This is a genomic window from Flavobacterium sp. WC2416, assembly GCF_041200095.1.
Classification (GTDB): domain Bacteria; phylum Bacteroidota; class Bacteroidia; order Flavobacteriales; family Flavobacteriaceae; genus Flavobacterium.
In genome coordinates, this window is sequence record NZ_CP165626.1 from 844,309 (window position 1) to 869,039 (window position 24,731).

Genomic DNA, 24,731 nt, shown 5'->3' on the forward strand with positions numbered 1-24,731 from the left:
ATGAAAAAAAGTAGCGTATTTCTTTTTCTGATTTCAACCATAATGGTAAATGCCAATGTGCGATTGCCTCTATTGTTTTCAGACGGAATGGTTTTGCAACGCAACAAGGAAATTCCGGTTTGGGGTTGGGCTGATGCCAATGAAAAAATAGAGATCCACTTCCATAAACAAACCAAAACCATTAAAGCCGATGCTTCGGGAAAATGGATGGTTCAATTAGATGCTGAAAAAGCAGGAGGTCCTTACCTACTTTCTGTAAAAGGAAATAATGCAATTGCAATCACTGATGTTTTAGTAGGGGAAGTGTGGATTTGTAGCGGACAATCAAATATGGAATTTCAAATGTATAAAACATTGAATTTCGAAAATGAAATCAAAGATTCAAATTATCCAATGATTCGTCATTTTGGTGTTGCGCAAGATTTGAGTGGTTCACCAAAAGAAGATTTAAAAGCAGGAAAATGGGCTGTTTGTGGTAAAGAAACCGTTAGGGATTTTACGGCGGTAGGGTACTTTTTTGCTAAAAAATTATATACCGAATTAAAAATCCCAATCGGGATTATAAATACTTCTTGGGGTGGAACCTGTGTGGAAACTTGGACAAGCCGTCAAGCATTCGAAAAAAGTGAAGATTTTAAGGACATGATTGCTAATGTACCCGCATTAAATACCGATTCTATTTCAAAAAGGTATGCCATAGCCATGAAAGAAAGGGTCGAAAGAATTCAAGGGACAAATGTAAGTACTGCTAACGAAAATACTTTTAAAAAATTTGAATTTAACGATGACAGTTGGGCCGAACTTAACGTGCCTGGATTATGGGAGAATCAACCATTGGGAGATTTAGACGGTGTAGTTTGGATGCGAAAAACAATTACACTTTCTGCAGCAGATATTAAAAATAAAGCAACTTTAAGTTTGTCTAAAATTGATGATGAAGACATTACTTATGTTAACGGAATTGAAGTGGGTCGAATTACCATGTGGGATGCTAAAAGAGTATATGCAATTCCAGACAATTTATTAAAAGAAGGAAAAAATGTCATTGCCATAAGAATTGTTGATAACAGTGGTGGTGGTGGAATATATGGAGAATCTTCTGATTTGAATTTGATCTTGGGCAATATAATAGTTCCCTTAGAAGGAAAATGGAAGTACAAAGTAATTGTTGTAAAAACGTCTTTATCGCCCAATAGTTATCCTTCATTATTGTACAATGCTATGATCAATCCATTAATTCCGTATGCTTTTCAAGGCGTTTTATGGTACCAAGGAGAAGCTAATGTTAGCAGAGCTGAACAATACAAAAAAGCTTTCCCATTGATAATTAAGGATTGGAGAACCAAATGGAATCAAGGTGATTTTCCGTTTTATTTTGTTCAGTTATCCACTTTTGATGAATTTGGTGGGAATAGTAAAAAAGGCAGTAAATGGGCTGAACTTCGTGAAGCTCAAACTCAAACCCTATCATTGTCTAATACAGGAATGGCTATAACGACTGATATTGGTAACGCAAAAGACATTCATCCAACGAACAAACAGGTTGTAGGGAAACGATTAGCAGCAATTGCTTTGAACAATGTTTACGGTAAAAAAATGGTTTGTAGTGGACCAATGTATACTTCTAAAGAAACAAAAGGAAACCAAGTTATTTTGACTTTTGATAATATTGGAAATGGATTGACTACTTTGGATAAAAATAATAGTCTAAAAGGGTTTGAAATTGCTGGAGTTGACAAGATTTTTTATGTGGCAAAGGCCATTATTAAAGACAATAAAGTAACTCTTTTTAGTAAAAATGTGCCAAATCCTGTAGCAGTTCATTACGGTTGGGCAGATGATGATACGGAAATTAATCTATTCAATAAAGAAAAATTTCCTGCTTCCCCATTTAGAACTGATGATTGGGAACTGATTACAGCAATTGAGAAGTATCAAGTCAGTAAATAATTAATTATTGAAATTTAAAATTGTGAAAAAATCCATTCTATTATTATTACTTTCTTTGTCGCTTGCAATTAATGCACAGAACCAAAGAACTAAAGAAAACAGTGGATTTTACCAAAATCCTATATTTGCGGGAGATTACCCAGATCCATCAATAATAAGGAATGGAGAAGATTACTATATTGTGCATTCTTCGTTCAATTATTATCCAGGATTATTAATTTGGACTTCTAAAGATTTAATAAATTGGAAGCCGGTTATAAATGCCCTTAAAAAAAGTGTAGGTTCAGTTTGGGCACCAGATTTAGTAAAATACAATAACAAATTTTATATCTACTTTCCTGCCAATGAAACCAATTTTGTGGTCTGGGCAGATACTATAAACGGTCCTTGGAGCGAGCCGATAGATTTGAAAATTGGCAATATTGATCCTGGACATTTTGAAGATGAAAATGGAAACCGATTCCTTTATTTTAGTAATGGTAATTATGTCCCGTTATCCAAAGATGGACTTTCGGTCATTGGTACTGGTAAACACGTGTATGATGGGTGGGAAATACCAACGGAATGGTCTTTAGAATGTTTTTGTATGGAGGGACCAAAAGTTTTTAAACACGGAGATTACTACTACCTTACTGTTGCTGAAGGAGGAACTGCCGGGCCAGCTACAAGTCACATGGTAATTTCCGCAAGATCCAAATCACCTTTTGGGCCTTGGGAAAACTCACCGTATAACCCGATAGTGAGAACAAAAGAAAGTTCTGAAAAATGGTGGTCTAAAGGTCATGCAACGCTAATTGACGATGTTAATGGAAAATGGTGGATGGTTTTTCATGGTTATGAAAATGGGAATTATAATATGGGACGTCAAACACTTCTGCAACCAGTAGAATGGACTAATGATGGTTGGTATAAAAGCCCTGAAGGAATAAAAACGGAAGAACAAATTAAAAAACCAGCAGGTCAGACCTCTAAAAGTGATTTTTCACTTTCCGATACTTTTTCAACTACAATACTTAGTTGGCAATGGCAATTCTTTAACGAGTTTGAAACGGAAAGGTTTAAACTTACTAAAGATGGAATTAAAATTGAAGGAAAAGGAAAGAGTATTGGCGAAAGCTCACCACTTTTATGTACTCCTTCTGACCATTCTTATATAGCGGAAGTCGAAGTTGAAATTGAGGGAAATGCTACAGCAGGACTTATGCTTTTCTATGATAGTAAACTTTATACAGGAATTGCAGCTGATAAAAATAATATACTTGCTATACTTAGATCATGGCAATTTCCTACCCAAAAAAATATAAATAAGAGACATCTCTTTCTTCGCTTAGAAAAAAAGGAACAACTTGTAAACATGTATTATGGTTTAGATGGGAAAGAATGGATAAAAATCGAAAATTCGGCAGAAGTTTCCTCTTTCAATCATAATGTATTAAGCGGTTTTATGAGTCTACGTCTAGGGCTTTCTGCTGTTGGTGAAGGCAAAGTTATTTTTAAAAATTTTATATATAAACCACTTATTAATTAGCTAGAATTTCTACAGATGAACTCAAACCTCTTAAAAAAACAACTTTTAGTTTTTATTTTTTTCTCCTTTTGTGGAATACTTTCCGCCCAATCTGACCATGTTCTTTGGTACAATCAACCAGCGGAATATTTTGAAGAAAGTTTGGTTTTAGGAAATGGAAAAATGGGAGCAACTGTTTTTGGAGGTGTAGATTCTGATAAAATTTATTTGAATGATGCTACCCTTTGGTCAGGAGAACCAGTAAATACAAATATGAATCCCGAAGCGTATAAAAATTTACCCGCTATTCGTGAGGCATTAAAAAACGATAATTATAAACTGGCAGAAGAATTAAATAAAAAGATTCAAGGTAAAAACTCGGAGTCTTTTGCGCCACTCGGTACCGTGTATATTGACCACCAGAACACTGGAAAAGTAAGTAATTACTACCGTGAACTAGATATTTCAAATGCTATTTCTAAAGTAAGTTACGAAATTAATGGTGTAAAATTCAACCGTGAATATTTTGTCTCAGCACCAGACCAAATCATGGTAATTAAATTGACAAGCAGTCAAAAAGGAGCCTTAAGTTTTGATATTAATGCGACTAGTTTGTTGCAGTTCAAAACAGAGGTAAATGGCAATTTACTTTCAATGAATGGAGTGGCACCTATTCACGAAAACCCAGATTATAAAGTTATTCCGGCATTTCTATCGGAAAAAGGAAGAGGAACACGTTTTACAAGCTTGATTAAAATTAAAAACACAGATGGAACAATTATAAGTTCTAATACCAGTTTAGGCTTAATAAACGGCACTGAAGCCTTGATTTATGTTTCGATTGCAACTAGTTTTAATGGTTTTGATAAAAATCCAGCTTACGAAGGCTTGAATGATAAAGCGATAGCTTTTGCCAATTTAAACAAAGTATTTTCTAAATCATTTGATAAATTAAAACAAACTCATATTGCTGATTATCAAAAATTTTACAATCGAGTTGCTTTAAATTTGGGACAAACTACTGCTCCAAATTTGCCTACAGACAGACGTTTGTTGCGCTATTCAGATGGAAATGAAGATAAAAATCTAGAAGTATTGTATTTCCAATACGGTAGGTATCTACTGATCAGCAGTTCTAGAACTCTAGGAGTTCCTGCTAATTTACAAGGAATTTGGAACCCATACTTAAATCCACCTTGGAGTAGTAACTATACGATGAATATAAATTTGGAAGAGAATTATTGGCTTGCCGAAAACACCAACCTTTCTGAAATGCATTTACCACTTTTGAGTTTTATAAAAAACCTGTCGGTAACTGGTAAAGTAGCCGCTAAGACATTTTATGGTGTTAATGTGGGTTGGGCAGCTGCTCACAATTCGGATATTTGGTCTATGACAAATCCTGTGGGGGTTTTTGGAAAAGAAGAACCTATGTGGGCATGTTGGAACATGGCTGGAGCTTGGTTGAGTACTCATATTTGGGAACATTATGTATTTACCCAAGACAAAAATTACTTAAAAACGGAAGGTTACGAAATAATGAAAGGCGCATCACAGTTTTGTCTAGCATGGTTGATTGAAGATACAAACGGGAATTTAATTACTTCACCATCCACTTCGCCAGAAAATCGTTACATCGCTCCCGATGGTTTTATTGGCGCTACACTGTATGGTGGAACGGCTGATTTAGCGATGATACGCGAATGTTTCGATAAAACGATTAAAGCTTCAAAAGTATTAAATGTTGATGCCTATTTTAGAGAAAAACTAGAAACCGCACTTTCTAAATTACATCCATATCAAGTTGGAAAAGAAGGAAATTTACAAGAATGGTATTTTGATTGGAATGACGAAGACCCTAAGCACCGTCATCAATCGCAATTATTCGGGCTTTTCCCAGGCAATCATATAGCACCATTACAAACTCCTGATTTGGCCGCTGCCAGTAAAAGAACACTTGAAATAAAAGGAGATGAAACAACGGGTTGGTCAAAAGGCTGGCGTATTAATCTTTGGGCAAGGCTTTGGGATGGCAATCATGCTTATAAAATGTTCCGAGAGTTGCTTCATTATGTTGAGCCGGATTTAAAGAAATCAGATAAATCTAGAAAAGGAGGGACGTATCCAAATTTATTTGATGCACATCCACCGTTTCAAATTGACGGTAATTTTGGTGGTGCTGCCGCAGTTGCTGAAATGTTGGTACAGTCTAACGAAACCGAAATAAGATTGCTTCCTGCGTTGCCAGATGCCTGGGAAAGCGGATCTATAAAAGGAATTTGTGCTAGAGGCGGATTTGAAATTTCCATGGAATGGAATGGTAAAACACTAGAAAAAGTGTCTGTTCTTTCTAAAAAGGGAGGTAAAACAGAATTGATTTTCGGAGGTAAAAGTAAAAGGATAACTTTAAAAAAAGGCCAGGAGATAACTTTAAACTGGTAAGAATGTAATAAAGTATAGTCTCAAATATTGTTTTTTATTCTAAAAAGGTTCTTAATTCTTGACGGTATTGATAGGCACTTTTCCCAGTGAATTCTTTAAACGATTTATTAAAATGTCCTAAATTGTTAAAGCCACTTTCATCACAAACGTCAGTTATACTGATTTGTTTTTCAGCTAATAATTTGGATGCGTGCACCAATCGATAATCATTTACAAATTTAGTAAATGTTTTGTTGGTTATCTTTTTGAAATACCTACAAAAGGATGGGACAGTCATTGCAACAAGATCTGATATTTCTTCTAGGCTTATGCTTTCTTGAAAATGGTCTTTCACAAAATTATATACCACATTCATGCGGTCATTGTCCTGCATTTGCATTTCCATCGAAAATCCTTCGGCATTCAATATGACGCTTTCTTTTGATAACTCTAATTCATTTAAGATAGACAACATGCTTAGTAATCTTTCTAATTGATTTTGTTCATCAAGTGCTTCTATTCGTTCTCCAATTATTTTTTTCGTTTTTCCAACAAACGAGATTCCTTGTTTGGCTTGGCTGAATAAGTTTTTAATATTTGTCATTTCTGAAATTTCAAAAAAACTGTTTCCAAGAAAGTCAGGTTTCATTTGTATTACCGTTTCTTTTTTATTCCCTGTTTCTTCATCTGTAAAACCACAATGAGGTAAATTACTACCTATAAGAATTAGATCACCATCATTATAATACGAGACATGACTGCCTACTTGTCTTTTACCGGAGCCTCCATTTATATAAACTAATTCTATTTCAGGGTGATAATGCCAGTGATTTGTATGTACGTTGTTGTTTTGTTCATGTTTCGCTATAGAAAATGAACTTCCAAAAGAGGGGACTATGATTTCTAAGTTGAGGTGTATAGGTCTCATATTCTTTTTTATTGATTTAGTATGCAAATTTAGTAAACATTGCGGAATTGTTAGCTTTTTTAACCTTTATCGATTTCGTAAAAGGTAAAATAGCGTAGAATCGTGAAAATCCTGCATTATATTCAATGAAATGGTTGCCGTAGATTTGTAATAGTTAAAAGGATTATAAATCTAAAAACTTAAATTATGAAAAAGATTTTAAAATTTAGTTTGGTAGTAGCAGCTGTATTGACCGCTATGAATGTAAGTGCATCAGAAAAAGATTTTTCGTTAGATGTAAAAAAAGGAGAAGGTAAGACGGTAACTTTTGCTCTTAATGAGTCAAATAAAGTAGAATTGTCAATTTATGATTTAGACAATAAATTGATTCACACTGAAAATGTTAACTCTAAAGGAAGTATTAACAGAACGTATGATTTAAAAGCTTTGCCAGAAGGAACATATTTTCTTGTAGCAGAATCAGATACGAAAATCGCGAAATATGAGATTTCTGTGATTGGGAAAACTGCAGTTCTTGCTTCAAGTCCAGTTTCGGAGGTGTACAAGCCAGTGTTTACAAACAAAAATGGTTTAGTTTCTCTAAGCATTTTTAATTTGTACAAAAACCCTGTAAGCATTAAAATTTATAATCAAGCTGACGAGGAAGTGTATACATCTCCAGTTTTAGTAGATCAAAATGTTGAAAAGGTTTTTGATATCAAAAACTTACCGTATGAAAAATATACATTCGTTATGACGTATGGTGATAAAGTTTTCATGGAGACAGTTTCGGCTAAAAAATAATTAACAACAGAATTTATGAAAACAGCTCTATTTTATAGAGCTGTTTTTTTTATATTATATTTCCGATAATTTTGTCCATTACCCAATTGGTGTGAGTTGCAGTTTTTCCATCAGAAGGATGTTTGCCGTTATGGAGTAAACTGTCTTTCATTTGTTGAACATGGTACAGTTGAATGTTTTCGGGATGTTCAATATGAAGTTTCGTTTCACCTTGTTCATTTGTTAGAAGTAAAGGATCGTTTTCGAATATAGAAAAGGCAATTTTACCTTTACTCCCATAAATTTCAACGGTATCTTCCCTTGTAAAACAACCAAAATTCCAACTTCCCGATCCAGTAATGCCTGATTCATGTACCCAACTTGCTGCTACGGCATCTTTGGCTGAATATAATCCCTGTTGGTTTATACTTATTCCAGATGCTTCTTTTATATTTCCTAGAAGGAAAGTAAATAGGTCCAGTCCATGACTGGCCAAATCGTCAAAATAACCAGCTGTTGCGATTTTGGCATCTGTTCTCCAGTTGTAATTTCCTGATAAATCTTGATCAGTTGTAGGTTTGCTTAAATGCCATCTTATATGTCTTATTTCGCCTATGGTTTTATTGTCTATCCATTTTTTTACTTGCAGAAAACGAGGTAATGTTCGTCTGTAATAAGCAACAAATAAAGGGATGTTTTTTTCTTTGAAGGCTTCATAGATTGCTAAGCTATCTTGGTAATTTGGCGAAAGCGGTTTTTCAATGCAACAACTTTTTCCTGCAATGGCTACTTTTAGACCATAATATTTATGGGTATCAGGTGGCGTAGCTATGTAAACAGCATCTATTTCAGGGTCATTTATTAAGTCATCAGCATTAGTGTAATATTTGCTTATCCAATGTCTTTTAGCATAATCAGCCGCTTTTTCAGTGTCTCTTCTCATTACGGCTACTATTTCAAATCCGTCTGTTTTTTGATAAGCAGGACCACTTTTTATTTCGGTAACATTACCACATCCTAGTATTCCCCATCGGATTGTTGTTTTGCTGTTTTCCATATTTTGTAATAATTGATTTTAGACCAAGGTATGAATTAATTACATCCGTCTATTCCACAATTTTCTCCTTCGGTTGTATTCAGTACGGTTATTTTAGAATCAAATTGACCCTCATCCCATACCTTTTCTAACGTTTTTACAAAAGTTTCGACATGTTGTGCTCCAGAAACAGCGTACTTATTGTCAAAAACAAAAAACGGAACGCCTTGAACTCCTATTTTTTGTGCCATGTCAATATCTTCCTTTACTTCTTTTGCGTAAGCATCAGAATGTAAGACAGCATCAATTTCTTTAGTATCTAATCCCGCTTGTTGTCCTAATTGAGTAAGTGTTTCTAAATCATTTACATTTTTGCCATCTGTTAAATAAGCTTTAAACAAAAGCTCTTCTAATTCATTAGATAGGTTGTATTTCTTAGCTAAGTGCAATAAACGATGGGCATTAAATGAATTGGCCATAATTGCTTTTTCAAAATGAAAATCTAGTCCAGAGTTTTTTGCGTTTTGCGTCATGCTGTCCATCATTTCTTGTGCCCATTCTTTATCTTTTCGATATTTTTCAGCTAAATGTTCTGCCATATTATCGTCAGCTGAGGCCACAAAATTTGCGTCCAGTTGAAAACTTTTCCATTCGATTTCTACTGATTCTTTATGATTAAATTGTGCCAAAGCGCCTTCAATTCTTCTTTTTCCTATATAACAATATGGGCACATAATATCCGACCAGATTTGTACTTTTAATTTATTTTCCATTGTGTTTTAAGTATTGTAGTAAGTTCTTAATTTGTATATACAAATGTAGTGATTTCCTCTTGATCAATAATTTGTTTTAGTTTTTTATTGGGAAATTAGGATGATAAGAAAAAGGTTTTTTTTTAATAAAAAACCCATCAAACGGATATTGATGGGTTAAACGGGGTTATTTTCGAATTAAATAAAATCAATACTAAAAATGACAACTGTATAATCTAAACTAAGTACTGTTTCTGTTTTATACTTTAAAATAAGAGATTTTAATAGCTATCTTGAAGCATATAATTTAGATACATATTTTCCAATTACATCAAATTCAAGATTTATTTTAGTACCTACTTTAAAATCTTTAAAATTAGTATGCTCGTGGGTATAAGGAATAATGGCAACACTAAATTGATTTTTCTTGGAGTCTACTACGGTTAAACTTACTCCATTAACGGTAATCGAACCTTTTTCGATAGTAAGGTTGTTTAGAGTCTCGTCGTACTCAAATGTGTAAGACCAACTTCCATTAGTTTCTTCCGTTGAAATGCATATACCAGTTTGATCTACATGACCTTGAACGATGTGGCCATCGAGTCGATCACCTAATTTCATAGCTCTTTCAAGATTGACACTATCTCCAGCCTTCCAGTCACCAAGATTTGTTTTTTTTATCGTTTCGTCAATTGCTGTTACGGTATAGCTATTATTGTTTATAGCTACTACAGTTAAGCAAATGCCATTATGAGAGACACTTTGATCAATTTGGAGCTCCGCTGTTATAGAAGAGTCCACCGTTACGTGAATATTGTCTTTTTCTTTTTTTATTTCTTGGATAGTACCAAGGGTTTCTATGATTCCTGTAAACATTTCTTATTTTATTTTACTAAATTTGCACTTCAAAATTAGCAATAAATAACGTGAGGTCATGATGAAAAAAGCAGAAAATATAATTGTTGGAATTTCAATAGGAGATTTAAACGGTATTGGAAGCGAAGTTGTTCTAAAAACATTCGAGGATTCCCGTATGTTAGAACTGTGTACGCCAGTTATTTTTGCCAATGTGAAAATAATGTCTTTTATAAAAAAGAATTTAAATGCTACGGTTTCACTTCATGGAATCGATAAACTAGATCAAATTCTTCCAGGGAAAATCAATGTTTTTAATCTTTGGAAAGAAGGTGTAGATTTAAATTTAGGAGTAAATGACGATAAAGTAGGAGAATATGCAGTAAAATCGTTTATCGCAGCAACTAAGGCTTTAAAAGAAGGAGTAGTAGATGTTTTAGTTACAGCTCCTATAAATAAATATAACATTCAATCGGAAGAGTTTAAATTTCCAGGACATACTGATTATTTAAATCAAGAACTAGAAGGGAATGCCTTAATGTTGATGGTTCAGGATAATTTGAGAGTTGGTTTATTGACGGATCATATTCCGTTGAGTGAGGTAGCATCTCATCTTACAGAAGATTTGATAAAACAAAAAATAGAAACAGTAAGACAGTCACTTATTCAGGATTTTAGTATAAATAAGCCAAAAATTGCAGTTTTAGGATTAAATCCACACTGTGGAGACGGGGGAGTAATTGGTAATGAAGAAGATGTGATTTTGAAGCCGACATTAAAGAAGATATTTGAAAAAGGAACTATGGTTTTTGGGCCTTTTGCAGCTGATGGATTTTTTGGAAGTGGTCAATATGAAAAATATGATGCTGTAATAGCTACATATCATGACCAAGGCTTAATTCCTTTTAAAACATTGTCATTTGGAAAAGGAGTGAATTATACGGCTGGTTTAAATAAAGTAAGAACCTCGCCGGATCATGGTACTGCCTATGATATTGCTGGGAAAGGGGTGGCGGATTACAACTCATTTAAAGAAGCGGTTTATCTTGCTTTAGATATTTATCGTTCTAGAATTCAATACGAAGAAATCAGTCAAAAACCACTGAAGATTAAAGAAAAACAGTAGTAAATAAAAAAAGATAAATAAGATTATTAGTTTTGTAATAATTTTATATCTTTGCACTCCCGAAGTTTGGGGTAAAATTATGTTGAAATGAAGAATACAAAAGAATTTTTAATTCCTTTTGTGGGATTAAAGCTAGGGAAACATCATTTTGAATATCAATTAAGTAATGCGTTCTTTGAAATCTTTGATTATGACGAATTTCAAAATTCAGACATCAAAGTAAATGTAGTTTTAGAGAAAAAAAGCACAATGCTTGAATTGGCTTTTAAGCACAAAGGGACGGTAAATGTACCTTGTGATCTTACAAGTGAAGATTTTGATTTGCCTATTAAAGGTAAAATGAAGTTGATTGTCCGTTTTGGAGAGGAGTATAATAATGACAATGAAGAATTGCTTATACTGCCATTTGGGGAATTTGAAATAGATGTTGCGCAGTATATATATGAAATGATTGTGCTGTCTGTTCCTCTAAGGCGAGTTCATCCAGGAGTCAAAGATGGAAGTTTAAAAACGGAAGCTCTTGATAAACTGAAGGAACTTACATTAAAAGAATCAAAAGAAGAAGAAAAGAATAAAGAAGAGAATATTGACCCGCGTTGGGACAAATTAAAGCAACTATTAACGGATAAATAATATAGTAAAATGGCACATCCTAAGAGAAAAATCTCCAAAACAAGAAGAGATAAAAGAAGAACACATTATAAAGCTACTGTAGCTCAAATCGCTACTTGTCCTATCACAGGAGAAGCGCATTTATACCACAGAGCCTACTGGCATGAAGGGAAAATGTACTACAGAGGGCAAGTTGTTATAGATAAGTCTGTAGCTGTTGCTTAATGCATTTTTTTACAAATGATATTTGAACTCTCACATAGTGAGAGTTTTTTTGTTGTTTATAATTTTAATTAAATAAGAAGTTCTAAGACAATGGGTTTAGAATTTTTTTTGTAATTTTCAACTCTTTTAAACGTTTTTTCAAATGGCAACATTTGATGTAAAATATTCGAATACAATGAATACAATTACAGCCGCAATTACCGCTGTTGGAGCTTATGTTCCAGAATTTGTGCTTTCAAACAAGGTTCTAGAAACAATGGTTGACACAAATGACGAGTGGATTACCTCTCGTACAGGAATTAAAGAAAGAAGAATCCTTAAAGATAATGATAAAGGAACCTCTTTCTTAGCCATTAAAGCTGCCCAAGATTTATTATCTAAAGCAAAAATTGACCCTTTGGAAATCGATATGGTCATAATGGCCACCGCTACCGCTGATATGCCAGTTGCTTCAACTGGGGTATATGTTGCAACCCAAATTGGTGCGACAAATGCATTTGCGTATGATTTACAAGCTGCTTGTTCCAGTTTTTTATATGGAATGTCTACAGCAGCTGCTTATATTCAATCAGGAAGATATAAAAAAGTACTTCTTATAGGTGCCGATAAAATGTCATCAATTGTAGATTATACGGACCGCTCCACATGTATTATTTTTGGAGATGGTGCTGGTGCTGTCTTATTTGAACCTAATTATGAAGGTCTAGGCTTGCAAGATGAATACTTAAGAAGCGACGGAATTGGTCGTGATTTCTTGAAAATTGATGCTGGTGGATCACTTCACCCTACCTCTTTGGATACCATAAAAGAAAACAGACATAATATTGTTCAAGACGGGAAAACCGTTTTTAAATATGCGGTTACTAATATGGCTGATGCAAGTGAGACAATTCTTAAGAGAAACAATTTAACGAATGAGGATGTAGATTGGTTAGTGCCACATCAGGCAAATAAGCGTATAATTGATGCTACTGCAAGTAGAATGAATTTAGAAGATTCTAAAGTTTTAATGAATATAGAGAAGTATGGTAATACTACTTCGGCAACTTTACCTTTAGTGCTTAACGATTTTGAACATTTGTTTAAAAAAGGAGATACTATTATTTTGGCTGCTTTTGGAGGGGGATTCACTTGGGGATCTATTTATTTAAAATGGGCATACGACAAACAATAAATTTAAACTAAAAACAAATAATTATGGATTTAAAAGAAATTCAGAACCTAATCAAATTTGTAGCAAATTCAGGAGTTGCAGAAGTTAAATTAGAAATGGATGATGTTAAAATCACCATTCGTACAACTTTAGAAGGTAATGTTACAGAGACCACGTATGTACAACAAATGCCTGCTCAAAACACACTACAACAAGCTTTAGCTCCACAGCCAGTTGCTCCAGTTGCAGCGGTTCCAGTACCAGTAGCTGAGGATTCTAAATATGTTACTATAAAATCGCCAATTATTGGTACTTTTTATAGAAAACCATCTCCAGATAAACCAATGTTTGTTGAAGTTGGTACTACTATCGGTAAAGGGGACGTGCTTTGTGTTATTGAAGCAATGAAATTATTTAATGAAATTGAGTCTGAAATTTCTGGTAAAATTGTAAAAATATTAGTTGATGATATGTCACCAGTAGAATTTGACCAACCTTTATTCTTAGTTGATCCATCTTAATTAATTTTAAATTATATATTTCGAGCGAACAAATTTGTTGTTTTGAAATAATTTAAAATTTAAAATTCATAATTTAAAATTTAAAACAAGATGTTTAAAAAAATATTAATTGCAAATAGGGGAGAAATTGCACTTCGTGTAATTAGAACTTGCAAAGAAATGGGCATTAAAACTGTTGCTGTTTATTCTACTGCTGATGCAGAGAGTTTACACGTAAGGTTTGCTGACGAAGCGGTTTGTATTGGACCACCTCCAAGCAACTTGTCCTATTTGAAAATGTCAAATATTATTGCCGCTGCAGAAATTACAAATGCAGATGCAATACATCCAGGATACGGATTCTTATCTGAAAATTCTAAATTTTCTAAAATCTGTCAAGAGCACGGAATCAAATTCATTGGTGCTGCTCCTGAAATGATTGATAGAATGGGTGATAAAGCTTCTGCTAAATCTACTATGATTGAAGCTGGTGTGCCATGTGTACCTGGTTCAGTTGGAATTTTGGAATCATTCGAACAAACTCAAGAAATTGCAAAATCTTTTGGTTACCCAGTAATGCTTAAAGCAACTGCTGGAGGTGGTGGTAAAGGAATGCGTGCAGTTTGGAAAGAAGAAGACTTATTAAAAGCTTGGGAAGGTGCTCGTCAAGAGTCGGCTGCCGCTTTTGGAAATGACGGAATGTATCTTGAAAAATTAATTGAAGAGCCTCGTCATATTGAAATTCAAGTAATTGGTGATTCTTATGGAAAGGCATGCCACCTTTCTGAAAGAGACTGTTCTGTACAAAGACGTCATCAAAAATTAACTGAAGAAACTCCTTCTCCATTCATGACAGACGAATTGCGTTTGAAAATGGGTGAAGCAGCAGTAAAAGCAGCAGAGTATATTAAATACGAAGGTGCAGGAACGGTAGAATTTTTAGTGGACAAACACCGTAATTTCTATTTCATGGAAATGAATACACGTATTCAGGTGGAACACCCAATTACGGAACAAGTTATTGATTATGATTTAATTCGAGAGCAAATTTTAGTTGCTGCTGGTGTGCCTATTTCTGGTAAAAATTATTTGCCACAATTGCACGCTATTGAATGTCGTATTAATGCTGAAGATCCATACAATGATTTTAGACCTTCACCAGGAAAGATAACAACATTACATATGCCAGGTGGACACGGAGTTCGTTTAGATACTCACGTTTATTCAGGTTATACCATTCCACCAAATTACGATTCAATGATCGCTAAATTGATTACTACTGCCCAATCTCGTGAGGAAGCAATTAGTAAAATGAGAAGAGCATTAGATGAATTCGTTATCGAAGGAATTAAAACTACAATACCATTTCATAGACAATTAATGGATGATCCTAGATATATTGCTGGTGATTATACTACTGCGTTCATGGATACTTTTAAAATGATTAGTCCTGAATAAAAGGAAAAAGATCAAATAAAAAAAGCATCACTTTTCAGTGATGCTTTTTTATATTAAAATCCCGAAATTTTATTTCGGGATTTTTTTTATGCTCCTAATTTACTTGAAATGGCAGCAGGAACTCCAGCTTTGTTTACCATAAAAGAGGTTGTTTTGTATTTTACGAAATCCTTAGTTACGTATAAATAACCTTTGTAGTCATTTGTAGCTCCCCAAGAATTTTTAACAATATAATATTCTTTACCCAATTGATCCTTAGCAATTCCAACAATATGCATCGCATGATCATCTGTAGTTTGATAATTATCAAATGCTTTTTGACGCATTTCTTCAGTAATTTCTGGTTCTTCTTTTGGACCATTAAACATATTTTCCTTTTCTTCTTTGGTCATGTCATCATAGTTCTTTGTTGGAACATAAGCAACACCATTTTTCCAACTAAAACTTTTTTCGCTTACATCTGTTGCCCAAGCTACAGTGAATCCATTTTTTAATGCGTTATCAATGATGGCAGTCATGTCATTCATTTTTACATTGTAAACCAAATCAAATGACCAGTTATCTGGAACCATCATCATTGTTTTTTTATAATAAGGCTCAGTAGAATAAGAAGCAAATTCAACATATTCATCAGGATTAATCCCTATTAATTCTTTTGCAAATGTTTGGGGAGTGTAATTTTTTCCTTTATAAGCAAAGGTTTTTGGTACTTCACCTAAATAAGAATCAATAACTGCTGCATATGCTTTTTCCCAGTTTGGGGTCAATTCTCCGTTTGGATTTTTTACCACTGCGGCTAATAATGCTTCGGTAATTCCTGACATTTCAGCAAATTTGTTTTTTGTAGTACCGTAATTTAGTCCACTATAAACTTCTTGTGGCACTGCTCCGTATTTTTTGTACATATTAATTACATCATGTAATTCTCCACCGTCACCTAGGGTAACAGCTCCATGCATACGTACATAATTCTTGCCTTTTTCCACATAAGCATTACGAGCCGAAAATACTTGTGATATTTCGACAGGTTGTTTGCCTAATCGGATCATTTCTGATTCTAAGTAAGAATTGGTAGAATAACTCCAGCAAGTTCCTGATGAACCTTGGTTTTTTATGGAAGTATTTGCAAGATTAATTACGTCAGTAAATTTAAAACTTTCAACACTTTTTTCACTGGCATTAACTTTTAGAGAATTTACTAACCCATCTTGTGCAGAAGCGACACTCATACCTAATACTAGTGTAGAGGCTATAAACAGATTTTTTACTTGAAATGTATACATTGTTTAATTTTTTGATGTTTACTATTGGTGTGTATTTATAACAATTGTTACAGTATAAGCTTGTTTTTTAACATTAATTTACAAAGTTTCTTTTAACCATTTAAAAAACTCTTTTTGCCATACTTGAGCGTTTTGAGGTTTTAGAACCCAATGGTTTTCTTCTGGGAAATAGATAAATCTACTTTTTATTCCGCGTAATTGTGCCGCTTGAAATGCTTCTTGACCTTGTCCTATTGGTACACGGAAATCTTTACCTCCTTGAAAAATTAATATTGGAGTATTCCATTTTTCTACTAAACTGGCAGGATTGAAAGTAGTATATGTTTTTTGGGCAACAGCATTGTCTTTTTCCCAATAAGCACCACCAAAATCCCAATTATTAAAGAAAACCTCTTCAGTAGTTCCAAACATACTTTGAGTATTGAATACGCCATCGTGTGCGATAAAAGTTTTGAAACGATTGTTGTGTATCCCAGCCAAATAAAAGGCCGAATACCCACCGTAACTTGCACCTATACATCCTAAACGATTTTTGTCAACATAACTTTCTTTGGCTACATCATCAATTGCCGATAGGTAATCGTCCATCACTTGTCCACCCCAATCTTTACTAATTTGCTCATTCCATTCTACTCCATGTCCTGGCATTCCGCGACGATTTGGCGCTACAACGATATAACCATTTGCGGCCATTAATTGAAAATTCCAACGGAACGAATAAAATTGAGTTAAAGCACTTTGAGGTCCACCTTGACAATACAAAAGGGTTGGGTATTTTTTTGATGCATCAAAATTAGGAGGCAAAATTACCCAAACTAACATTTTTTGACCATCAGTTGTGGTGACATACCTTCTTTCTGTTTTGCTTAGCGCCAAAGAATTATAAGTAGCTGTGTTTACATTTGACAATTGTTTCCATGTTTTCTTTTTTTGATCATAAGAAAATAATTCCGAAGCATGATTCATATCCGCTCTTGTAACAATAACATTGTTTCCAGAGAACCCTACGATTTCGTTTACATCAAAATCACCATTTGTAACTTGGTCTACATGCACGGCGATTTTTGTAAAACCAGGGAAGTTTACTTCAAATAGTTGTTTCGTTCCATCAACGGCAGCAATAAAATAGATTTTTGTTCCATCAGTGCTCCAAGTAAAACTATCTACAGTTCCATCCCAGTTTGCTGTTAAATTTATTTTCATTCCTTTAAAATCAACAATAATGTCATTTTTATCGGCTTCATAACCATCTCGTTTCATTTGTAGCCAAGTAAGATTTCCTGAAGGCGAAAACTTAGGTGCTACATCATAACCAAGATTATCTTCGGTTCTATTTACCGTTTTTCCAGTTTCAATATTGTATTCAAAAATATTGGTATTGGTCGAAATGGCATATTGTGTGCCTACTTTTTTCTTAGAAACATATAAAATGTGTTTGCTGTCTTGAGACCAAATGTAATCTTCGTCTCCACCAAAAGGTTTTTGCGGACTATCAAATGCTTCTGAACTTAGAATATCTACACCAACAGCTCCTTCGCTAGTTTCTTTATAAAAAACATGATTGAATTTACCTTCATTCCAGGTGTCCCAATGACGATAGTCTAGACCATCATAAATTTGAACATCTGAATTTTCAAGCTCGGGATAAAAATCTTTCCCAAGTACATTGTTGATTTTTACCTCTTCATTGTAAACAATGTATTTCCCATCTGGCGAAATGTTTTTGTCTTTTACCAAAGTTTTATAATCAACTACTTCAGTTGATTTTCCGCCATTAACAGGAACAGTATAGAATTTAGAATCCGATTTATTTTCCTCAACAGAAGGGATAGTTACTTTATAAACTACATTTTTTGCATCGGTAGATATTCCTATAGGAGTTACTCTTCCTAATTTCCAGAGTTTTTCTGGGGTCATTACATTTTGACCAATTGCGCTTAAACTCATCATAGTTAGGGTTGTAAGGAGTATTTTTTTCATATAAAATTAAATTATTTTGGGTTCCTAAAAGTACAATTTTATTCTAAAATGAGAATCAGGATTATGTTAACTCTTTCAAAATGTTATTTTGTTTAAAACAGCGATAAGCATGTGTTTAATTCACTAAAAATATTATTTTTATAGAAAAATTAGAACATGCAACTAAGTTATTGGGAATTAAAAAATTGGTTTACAAATGTAGATTATACTGTTGTAGGAAGCGGAATTGTAGGTTTACACGCTGCGTTGCGCTTGCGCGAAAGGTTCCCTGATAGTAAAATTTTAGTTCTTGAAAAAGGAATGTTGCCGCATGGAGCCAGTACTAAGAATGCTGGTTTTGCTTGTTTTGGGAGCATTTCTGAAATTATAGATGATTTAAAATCCCATTCGGAAGAAGAGGTAGTAGGTCTTATTGAAAAACGGTGGCAAGGGTTGCAATTGTTAAGGAAACGATTAGGAGATACCGCGATTGATTTTAAACCATTTGGGGGATATGAAGTTTTTTTAAATTCTGATGATAGTTGTTATACGGAATGTATTAATAAATTGCCTTTTATAAATGAAATCCTAAAACCACTATTTAAAGCCGACGTTTTTGCCAAGCAAGTAGACCGTTTTAGTTTTAACGGCACAAAAGATTATTTAGTTTACAACCCTTTTGAAGGTCAGATTGATACAGGTAATATGATGCAGGCATTATTGAAAAATGCGTATTCTGAAAATATATTGATTTTGAACCAACAAACAGTCACTTCTTTTTTGGATAAAGGAAATGAAGTTGAGATCAACCTTGGTAATTTTAGTTTTAGTTCTAAAAAAGTTTTATTTGCAACCAATGGTTTTGCCAACCAGCTTACTAATGGAGCTGTAAAGCCAGCGAGAGCCCAAGTTTTAATAACGGAGCCAATAAAAGATTTAGATATAAAAGGGACATTTCATTTAGACAGAGGGTATTACTATTTCCGAAATATTGGAGATCGTATATTATTAGGTGGTGGAAGAAATCTTGATTTTGAGGCAGAAAACACAACGGAGTTTGCGCAGACAGAAATTGTACAAAATAAATTGGAACAATTATTAAAAGAAGTAATTTTGCCCAACCGAGATTTTAAAATTGAACACCGTTGGAGCGGTATTATGGGTATTGGTAACAGTAAGAAACCCATAGTTTCACAATTGTCTGAAAACGTTTATTGTGGAGTGCGATTAGGAGGAATGGGAGTAGCAATAGGAAGTTTAATAGGAACAGAATTAGCAGATTTAGTATAATGGGAATAAAAATTACACCTAAGAAAACCGCAAAAAAACCAGTAAAAAAAGAATCAGCCTCTTTTATGAATAAACTAAGAGTTATTTTATTTAAAACATTCTTATGGTTCATCGGACTGTCCGTATTTTTAGTAGTATTTTTTAAATTTGTACCAGTACCTATTACACCACTTATGGCGATAAGAGTTATCGAGAATAAAGTGGCTGGAAAAGAAATTTATTTTAGTCATGACTGGGAGCCATTAGAGAATATTTCGGTCAATTTGCAAAAGGCAGTTATCGCCAGTGAAGACGGAACTTTTCTTATTCATAATGGATTTGATTTCGTCGCGATGCAAAAAGCGTATAAAAGTAATGAGCGAGGTCGCAGAATAAAAGGAGGAAGTACGATTTCACAACAAACAGCTAAAAATGTATTTCTTTGGCAAGGAAGAAGCTACATTCGTAAGGGACTAGAAGCTTATTTTACTGTCCTTATTGAAGTGATTTGGGGTAAGGAACGTATTATGGAAGTGTACTTAAATAGTATTGAAATGGGTGATGGAGTGTATGGAGCACAAGCGGCTGCAGAACATTGGTACCGAAAAGATGCTGCAAATCTTACACCACTTCAAGCTGCAGGAATTGCCGCAATTTTACCCAATCCAAGAAAATTCACAGCGACTAGTTCTTCTTCTTATATTAATAATAGAAAAACTAAGATTTTGCGAGTGATGCGTACTATTGGAAAAATAGAATATTAAATGTTAATTAATAAAAATGTTTTTTTCTTTTTAATTTTGTTCTCCGTTTTCAATTATGGACAAAGTAGGAAATCTGAAATTGGCATTATAACAGATAATGATCTTTATACATCCTCCAAGAATGACATGTATTATACGAATGGATTAGCAATTTTTTACCGTCATTTAATTAAAAATAGTAAGCTAGATATCTCTAAAAAAAGTGTAGAATTTACAATAGGACAATATATTTATACACCTCGGTTTATAGACTCTCCTGAAAAAGAAATAATGGACCGTCCTTATGCGGGATATCTTTTTGGAGAAATTGGAGAAAATATATTTTATAAAAACGAATCCGTATTTAAAGCAAATTTTCAAATAGGATATGTTGGACCCAATTCCTATGGTAGAGAAATGCAAAAAAGCTTTCATAGTTTAGTGGGGTATAAAGCAGTTCAGGGTTGGGGATATCAAATTCAAAATGCACTGGCTGTCCAAACGCATTTCTTTTATTCAAAAAAGTTGTTTCCGAGATCTGAGAGTAAAAAAATAGATTTTCATTTTCAATCCGAAGCCAACTTAGGAACCATTTTCACGGGTGCATCTACTGGTTTTTTAACTAGAATAGGATTAAAAAAATTAGTCCCATTATTCGATTCTAATCTTCATGGAGGGGCAATGGGGAGTAATGAAAGCGAGTTTTATTTTTATATAGCGCCTAGTATTAACTATCTGTTGTATGATGCCACCATTAAAGGCAGTCTTTTTAATAGTAACAGTACTGTAACTTTCGATTTGGTACCTTTTCGTTTTAATGGCGAAGCGGGTTTTAAATACCGCAAAAACAATCTGAATTTATTTTATGTTTTTGTCTACAGAGGAAAGGAATTACATAGTAGAACGATTTCGGGATATTTTTATGGCTCTATTGGTGTTTCCTATTTGCTAAAGTAGAATACAAATAAAAAAGACCCAAACTTTGTTTGGGTCTTTGTGGAGAATACCGGATTCGAACCGGTCACCTTCCCGATTGTCATCGGGACACTCTAGTTCTTATTTTCAATTAGACTTTCAATATATTTTCTGCTTTTCATTTTTTTAATTTTCATTTCTCTTTGGTATGCTTCGCTTCTTGAAGAATAACTCTCAAAATATTTTAGTTCCCAATCTTTAACCTGTTTAGTGTATTTGCTTTTGCCATTCAAATGATCTCGAAGTCGATCTTGGACATCTTGGCAAGAGCCGACATAAAACTTATTGATAGTTTTTGAATAAATGATATAGGTGTAAAACATAAGGATACAAATAAAAAAGACCCAAACTTTGTTTGGGTCTTTGTGGAGAATACCGGATTCGAACCGGTCACCTCTTGCCTGCCAGGCAAGCACTCTAGCCAAATGAGCTAATCCCCCAATAGTGGCGCAAATATAATATTTTAAAGTATTCAAATAGCATTTTTCAAAAAACAACTTCCAAATTTTTTAAAAAAGTATAGTTTCCTATTTATATTTTTAACTTTACATAAAAACTACTGCTATGGCACTACTTGAATCCAATGGTTCATTATCAACAAAAATAGAAAATAAGATTGCAACCGTACAATTTGGTCATCCGGCAAGCAATTCATTTCCACGTCAATTGTTGGATTCTTTGACTCAAGAATTGAATAATTTAAGTGAGAATTCAGCGGTTTCTGTAATTGTTTTAAAGAGTGTTGGTACTGGAGCATTTTGTGCTGGAGCCTCGTTTGATGAGCTTTTGGCAGTGTCGAATCAGGAAGAAGGGGTTCACTTTTTCTCGGGTTTTGCTCATTTGATAAATGCGATGCGTACTTGTTCAAAAATCATTGTGGGGCGCATTCATGGCAAAGCCGTAGGTGGCGGAGTTGGGATTGCGGCTGCTTGTGACTATGCTTTTGCCACTGCTGATGCCAGCATAAAACTCTCTGAATTAGCCATCGGGATTGGTCCTTTTGTGATAGAACCTGCAGTAAGTCGTAAAATTGGTAAAACGGCCATGACCCAAATGACTTTGGCTGCTCACGAATGGAAAACGGCCGATTGGGCGCTAGAAAAAGGGTTGTATGCCAAACTAGCACAAGACCAAGTAGAACTGGATATTGACATCGATCATTTCACATCGAAATTAGCTTCTTATAATCCTGACGCTTTATTCGAAATGAAAAAAATCATTTGGGAAGGAACCCAAGATTGGGATACTCTTTTACTAGAAAGAGCTGCAGTTACAGGTCAATTAGTCCTGTCTAATTATGCCAAAAATGCCTTGGAACAATTCAAAAAAAAGAAATAATTCTCTAAGCTAGTTTTGTTTTAGGAGCTATTTCCTGCTATCCGCTATATTCCCGATATAGAAAAACTACGGCTAAAAAAAGCCTTGTTTTTCTTATCGGGAGATGCCGCTTCTATCAGGGCTAAAAACCCGTAGAGTAGGAAACCCATTATTTCCCACCTATTTCTCATGCCAATTTACTAAATTTGCATTCAAAATTATACTTCGATGAGCAATATCAGAATTACAAAACAATTTAATTTCGAAACAGGGCATGCCTTATATGGTTATGATGGTAAATGTAAAAATGTTCACGGACATAGTTATAAATTATCAGTAACCGTAATAGGAAAACCGATTGTAAACCGTAACGATGTAAAATTCGGAATGGTAATCGATTTTTCGGACTTAAAAAAAATTGTAAAAGAGGAAATTGTAGATCAGTTTGATCACGCCACTGTTTTTAATGAAACTACCCCACATATTGAGTTGGCTAACGAATTAATTAACCGCGGACACCACGTCATCTTAGTCGATTATCAGCCAACTAGTGAAAACATGGTAGTTGATTTTTCTCAAAGAATTATTGCTAGATTACCTGATGGAATTAAATTATTTTCTTTGAAATTACAAGAAACCGAATCTTCTTTTGCAGAATGGTTTGCAAGTGATAACCTATAATTCAATTTTGATATCTTAGTTTGATGAAATTACCTAATAATAAAAAAGTATATTTTGCTTCTGATCAACATTTTGGAGCGCCAACAGCCGAATTGAGTTTTCCTAGAGAAAAGCGATTTGTGGCTTGGCTCGACGAAGTGAAAAAAGATGCCGAAGCTATTTTTTTAGTAGGTGATTTATTCGATTTTTGGTTCGAATATAAAACCGTAGTCCCTAAAGGTTTTGTACGTGTTTTAGGCAAACTGGCCGAAATTCGCGACAGCGGAATCCCAATCTATTTTTTCGTAGGAAACCACGATTTATGGATGGATGATTATTTTCAAAAAGAATTAAATATTCCAGTCTATCATGACAATCAAGAATATACTTTTGGGGACAAAACCTTCTTAGTAGGTCACGGTGACGGGAAAGGACCTGGTGATCTAGGTTACAAACGCATGAAAAAAGTATTTACCAATCCGTTTTCTAAATGGCTTTTTCGCTGGTTGCATCCTGATATTGGAGTAGGACTGGCGCAATACCTTTCGGTTAAAAACAAACTCATTTCTGGGGATGAAGATGTTACTTTTTTGGGTGAAGACAACGAATGGTTGATTTTGTATTCCAAAAGAAAACTAGAAACCAAACATTACAATTATCTCGTTTTTGGGCACCGTCATTTGCCTATGAAAGTTTCTGTTGGTGAAAATTCAGAATACGTGAATTTAGGCGACTGGATTACGTATTTTACTTACGGTGTTTTTGATGGAGAAACTTTTGAGTTAAAAAAGTACGAGAATTAATTCATTCCCTCCCCGTTCAAATATTCATCCATATTTATTTTAAATAAAGTGCCTTCTACTAGGTCTTTGACTGCGATTAATTCTTGCATAGAAACAGCCAAATCAATTTGAGAACAAGGTGTTTTTAGTAAAAATTTGTGACAATTATTTTTCAAGCTACAATCATCACAACAGTTATTTAAAAGATAACTTTCGTCAATACAGCATTGAAACAGTTTCAGTTCGTGTCGACTGAAATAAAACCCCGTTTCTCTAAAAATCAATTGCACTTTATCCGTTAATAGTTCACTCTCTTTTCTCCAAAAAAAAGAAGTCCCTGAATCGTTATAATAAATCTGTTTCATTTCTTGCATAATTCATTCATTTGAAACAAATATAATAATTATTTAGATTAATTCTAAATAAAACGAATTAAAAAAGTCATAAAAAAAGTCGGT

At 34.0% G+C, this 24,731-nt stretch carries 24 protein-coding genes and 1 tRNA gene; 16 read left to right on the forward strand and 9 right to left on the reverse strand.

Annotated features, from left to right (window positions below):
* From AB3G39_RS03505 to AB3G39_RS03515, 3 genes are read left to right on the forward strand one after another with little or no spacing between them, the layout of a single operon-like run.
* On the forward strand, positions 1–1,950 hold the full coding sequence (locus AB3G39_RS03505) for a sialate O-acetylesterase (RefSeq protein WP_369766039.1): 1,950 nt from the start codon (positions 1–3) through the stop codon (positions 1,948–1,950).
* Positions 1,951–1,972: 22 nt separating this feature from the next.
* Positions 1,973–3,478: a family 43 glycosylhydrolase gene (locus tag AB3G39_RS03510; protein ID WP_369766040.1), complete on the forward strand. Its 1,506-nt coding sequence runs from the start codon at positions 1,973–1,975 to the stop codon at positions 3,476–3,478.
* A gap of 15 nt (positions 3,479–3,493) precedes the next feature.
* Positions 3,494–5,899 (forward strand): glycoside hydrolase N-terminal domain-containing protein, encoded by a 2,406-nt coding sequence (locus tag AB3G39_RS03515; RefSeq protein ID WP_369766041.1) that lies wholly within the window; start codon positions 3,494–3,496, stop codon positions 5,897–5,899.
* A 34-nt stretch (positions 5,900–5,933) separates the two neighbouring features.
* Here AB3G39_RS03515 and AB3G39_RS03520 read toward each other — a convergent pair whose 3' ends face one another.
* A complete protein-coding gene (locus tag AB3G39_RS03520) occupies positions 5,934–6,806 on the reverse strand; it encodes an AraC family transcriptional regulator (RefSeq protein WP_369769690.1) in 873 nt (290 codons plus the stop codon).
* Between the two features lie 186 nt (positions 6,807–6,992).
* Between AB3G39_RS03520 and AB3G39_RS03525 the strand changes: the two genes are divergently transcribed.
* The gene (locus AB3G39_RS03525) at positions 6,993–7,589 is read left to right on the forward strand and encodes a T9SS type A sorting domain-containing protein (RefSeq protein WP_367772413.1); all 597 of its coding nucleotides are present in this window, start codon (positions 6,993–6,995) and stop codon (positions 7,587–7,589) included.
* 49 nt (positions 7,590–7,638) lie between these two features.
* Here the strand turns inward: AB3G39_RS03525 and AB3G39_RS03530 are convergent, their stop codons facing one another.
* The 3 genes from AB3G39_RS03530 to AB3G39_RS03540 form a co-directional block, all read right to left on the reverse strand.
* Positions 7,639–8,625 (reverse strand): Gfo/Idh/MocA family protein, encoded by a 987-nt coding sequence (locus AB3G39_RS03530; RefSeq protein ID WP_369766042.1) that lies wholly within the window; start codon positions 8,623–8,625, stop codon positions 7,639–7,641.
* A 35-nt stretch (positions 8,626–8,660) separates the two neighbouring features.
* Positions 8,661–9,377, reverse strand: coding sequence for a DsbA family protein (locus AB3G39_RS03535; RefSeq protein ID WP_369766043.1), 717 nt, complete (start codon positions 9,375–9,377; stop codon positions 8,661–8,663).
* A 267-nt stretch (positions 9,378–9,644) separates the two neighbouring features.
* Positions 9,645–10,232, reverse strand: a complete 588-nt coding sequence (locus AB3G39_RS03540) for a riboflavin synthase (protein WP_369766044.1) — start codon at positions 10,230–10,232, stop codon at positions 9,645–9,647.
* Positions 10,233–10,290: 58 nt separating this feature from the next.
* Here AB3G39_RS03540 and pdxA point away from each other — a divergent pair, with 58 nt between their 5' ends.
* The 6 genes from pdxA to accC all read left to right on the forward strand — a co-directional run bounded on the left by pdxA (position 10,291) and on the right by accC (position 15,285).
* Complete coding sequence (pdxA, locus tag AB3G39_RS03545; RefSeq protein WP_367755720.1) at positions 10,291–11,337, forward strand: 4-hydroxythreonine-4-phosphate dehydrogenase PdxA; 1,047 nt, start codon at positions 10,291–10,293, stop codon at positions 11,335–11,337.
* Between the two features lie 87 nt (positions 11,338–11,424).
* Positions 11,425–11,970, forward strand: a complete 546-nt coding sequence (locus tag AB3G39_RS03550; protein ID WP_369752697.1) for a DUF177 domain-containing protein — start codon at positions 11,425–11,427, stop codon at positions 11,968–11,970.
* Positions 11,971–11,979: 9 nt separating this feature from the next.
* Positions 11,980–12,174: a 50S ribosomal protein L32 gene (rpmF, locus tag AB3G39_RS03555; RefSeq protein WP_007137315.1), complete on the forward strand. Its 195-nt coding sequence runs from the start codon at positions 11,980–11,982 to the stop codon at positions 12,172–12,174.
* 175 nt (positions 12,175–12,349) lie between these two features.
* On the forward strand, positions 12,350–13,348 hold the full coding sequence (locus tag AB3G39_RS03560) for a beta-ketoacyl-ACP synthase III (RefSeq protein WP_367757876.1): 999 nt from the start codon (positions 12,350–12,352) through the stop codon (positions 13,346–13,348).
* 23 nt (positions 13,349–13,371) lie between these two features.
* Positions 13,372–13,848, forward strand: a complete 477-nt coding sequence (gene accB / locus AB3G39_RS03565; RefSeq protein ID WP_367755714.1) for an acetyl-CoA carboxylase biotin carboxyl carrier protein — start codon at positions 13,372–13,374, stop codon at positions 13,846–13,848.
* 90 nt (positions 13,849–13,938) lie between these two features.
* A complete protein-coding gene (gene accC, locus AB3G39_RS03570) occupies positions 13,939–15,285 on the forward strand; it encodes an acetyl-CoA carboxylase biotin carboxylase subunit (RefSeq protein WP_367755712.1) in 1,347 nt (448 codons plus the stop codon).
* 86 nt (positions 15,286–15,371) lie between these two features.
* Here accC and AB3G39_RS03575 read toward each other — a convergent pair whose 3' ends face one another.
* Positions 15,372–16,568 carry an aminopeptidase C gene (locus AB3G39_RS03575; RefSeq protein ID WP_369752696.1) on the reverse strand — a complete coding sequence of 399 codons (1,197 nt, stop codon included), beginning with the start codon at positions 16,566–16,568 and terminating at the stop codon, positions 15,372–15,374.
* 78 nt (positions 16,569–16,646) lie between these two features.
* Positions 16,647–18,548, reverse strand: a complete 1,902-nt coding sequence (locus tag AB3G39_RS03580; RefSeq protein WP_369766045.1) for an alpha/beta fold hydrolase — start codon at positions 18,546–18,548, stop codon at positions 16,647–16,649.
* Between the two features lie 156 nt (positions 18,549–18,704).
* Between AB3G39_RS03580 and AB3G39_RS03585 the strand changes: the two genes are divergently transcribed.
* Genes AB3G39_RS03585 through AB3G39_RS03595 form a run of 3 tightly spaced genes read left to right on the forward strand, consistent with a single transcriptional unit; the run spans position 18,705 to position 21,496 of the window.
* Positions 18,705–19,817, forward strand: coding sequence for an NAD(P)/FAD-dependent oxidoreductase (locus AB3G39_RS03585; protein WP_369766046.1), 1,113 nt, complete (start codon positions 18,705–18,707; stop codon positions 19,815–19,817).
* Complete coding sequence (gene mtgA, locus AB3G39_RS03590; RefSeq protein WP_367772396.1) at positions 19,817–20,560, forward strand: monofunctional biosynthetic peptidoglycan transglycosylase; 744 nt, start codon at positions 19,817–19,819, stop codon at positions 20,558–20,560. Before AB3G39_RS03585 ends, mtgA begins: the two co-directional genes overlap by 1 nt.
* Positions 20,561–21,496 (forward strand): lipid A deacylase LpxR family protein, encoded by a 936-nt coding sequence (locus tag AB3G39_RS03595; RefSeq protein WP_369766047.1) that lies wholly within the window; start codon positions 20,561–20,563, stop codon positions 21,494–21,496.
* 92 nt (positions 21,497–21,588) lie between these two features.
* Here the strand turns inward: AB3G39_RS03595 and AB3G39_RS03600 are convergent, their stop codons facing one another.
* Positions 21,589–21,837, reverse strand: a complete 249-nt coding sequence (locus AB3G39_RS03600; RefSeq protein WP_367772392.1) for a GIY-YIG nuclease family protein — start codon at positions 21,835–21,837, stop codon at positions 21,589–21,591.
* Positions 21,838–21,880: 43 nt separating this feature from the next.
* Positions 21,881–21,954 (reverse strand) — tRNA-Ala (locus AB3G39_RS03605).
* 124 nt (positions 21,955–22,078) lie between these two features.
* On the opposite strand from AB3G39_RS03605, the gene AB3G39_RS03610 reads away from it, so the two are divergent.
* The 3 genes from AB3G39_RS03610 (at position 22,079) to AB3G39_RS03620 (ending at position 24,294) form a co-directional block, all read left to right on the forward strand.
* Positions 22,079–22,852: an enoyl-CoA hydratase/isomerase family protein gene (locus AB3G39_RS03610; protein WP_369766048.1), complete on the forward strand. Its 774-nt coding sequence runs from the start codon at positions 22,079–22,081 to the stop codon at positions 22,850–22,852.
* Positions 22,853–23,059: 207 nt separating this feature from the next.
* Positions 23,060–23,512 (forward strand): 6-pyruvoyl tetrahydropterin synthase family protein, encoded by a 453-nt coding sequence (locus AB3G39_RS03615; RefSeq protein WP_367755698.1) that lies wholly within the window; start codon positions 23,060–23,062, stop codon positions 23,510–23,512.
* A 23-nt stretch (positions 23,513–23,535) separates the two neighbouring features.
* Positions 23,536–24,294: a UDP-2,3-diacylglucosamine diphosphatase gene (locus tag AB3G39_RS03620; protein WP_369766049.1), complete on the forward strand. Its 759-nt coding sequence runs from the start codon at positions 23,536–23,538 to the stop codon at positions 24,292–24,294.
* On the opposite strand, the gene AB3G39_RS03625 is transcribed toward AB3G39_RS03620, so the two are convergent.
* Complete coding sequence (locus AB3G39_RS03625) at positions 24,291–24,647, reverse strand: hypothetical protein (protein WP_369769691.1); 357 nt, start codon at positions 24,645–24,647, stop codon at positions 24,291–24,293. The genes AB3G39_RS03620 and AB3G39_RS03625 overlap by 4 nt on opposite strands.
* Positions 24,648–24,731: the final 84 nt, after the last annotated feature.